This window comes from Caloramator fervidus, from assembly GCF_900108045.1.
Lineage (GTDB): Bacteria > Bacillota > Clostridia > Clostridiales > Caloramatoraceae > Caloramator > Caloramator fervidus.
Window position 1 is genome coordinate 1 of record NZ_FNUK01000044.1, and the last position, 1,515, is coordinate 1,515.

1 protein-coding gene is annotated in these 1,515 nt (G+C 26.3%); it reads right to left on the bottom strand.

Annotated elements, in window-relative coordinates; genetic code table 11:
• Positions 1–82 precede the first annotated feature (82 nt).
• Complete coding sequence (gene uvsE, locus C4R78_RS09335; protein WP_103896766.1) at positions 83–1,168, bottom strand: UV DNA damage repair endonuclease UvsE; 1,086 nt, start codon at positions 1,166–1,168, stop codon at positions 83–85.
• Between the last annotated feature and the right edge of the window lie 347 nt (positions 1,169–1,515).

Below are 1,515 nucleotides of genomic sequence, written 5' to 3' on the forward strand. Positions count from 1 at the left end.
TTAGCAAAGCTGGCATCTGAATAAAGTGCTTTTTTGTATTTAAAGAAAAAATGTTGAGGTTTATTTACCACCCCAACATTTATTATAGAACCAAATAATCCCAAACGTGAAATAGCGTGTTTTTAAAGTTTTCTTCATTAAATGGTGATACAAGGGCGGTATCGATTTTATTATAAAACTTTTTTGCATCATGGGTTGTGTTTAAAATTTGACTGCATTCTTCATACAAATTATAGCTTTTTTCCATAACAAGATATTTATACTTTTCCCATTCATTGTAAAGTTTGTTTTTGTTATTTGAGATTAAACATATACATTTTATTGCTGATATATTTTTATCTTTAGTTTCTAACATTATGTCAGGATCAAATCTTTTTATTGTATTATAAAATTCTAAAAATTTAGCTGTTTGAATAAATTCAGAGTGGGAGCCTAATTTTCTAATATGAGATTGTTCAGAGTAATGGATTTTAATATTTCCGTCTTCTTTTTTCCATGTTTCTTTTGCTAACGATAAAATTTCTCTTAGATTTCTATCTACTGGATTTATAAGATGATGAAAATAATCAAATATGATGGGAATATTTAAAACATAAGATACATAGAGCACATCATCGAAGTTAAAAATTTTCTCATCATTTTCTATTACAAGTCTTTTTTTCGCTGATTCTGATAACATCTTAAAATTTTTAATAAATCTTTTGATTGACTCGATCTTATCATTATATCTTCCACCTAAATGAATAACGATTTTATGGGAATAATCTACAGAGAGAGAATCTAAAAATTGGGTGTGGTATTCTATGTCTTTAATTGCTCTTTTAACTATTTCTTGGGAGGGAGAATTTAAAACTGTATATTGCCCGGGATGCATGGAAACTCTAATTTTATTTTTTTTAATGAAAACTCCAATATTCTCTAATTCATTTTTAAATATTTTTTGCCATAGGATATTGTTAACGCTATGACTTCCAAAGGGAATAATGTCTGAACTTATTCTGAAAAGATATATATTATTTTTTACGTTATATTCTAAAATTTTTTTAAGATCTTCAAGATTAAGTTTTGTTATTTTTAAAAACTTTTCATTTGAAAAGTTTTTTAGGGATATTTTTCTATTGGTAGACCAATCAACTCCTAAAGGGATACAAGCATATCCTATTCTCATGATTATCCTCCTGACTTAAATGATGTTAATCAAATTATAATTGTAGTTCCTAAAATATGTAAAGTTATATACAATTAAAAATGGGTAAGATGAAAAACACTTTTAAAACTGGTAAAATAATATTTGCATCCAACTAAACCGGGAGTGTCCATATTAGAAATTTAAAGATTTACAAAGAAAAATAAATTTATATTAATATAAATTCAAATAATTGACTCTAAGTAAAAGGAAGTTATACATATCTCATGATATTATATACACTGTCGTTGCGAGGCGACGAAAAAAAGGTATTGACAAAGTAAGAGTAGCATGATAATATAAGTAATGCTGTTTGACCTTTGAAAACT

Bases quoted from the DNA above. Each gene is read 5' to 3' on its own strand.
- uvsE (WP_103896766.1), bottom strand. From the start codon at position 1,168: ATGAGAATAGGATATGCTTGTATCCCTTTAGGAGTTGATTGGTCTACC.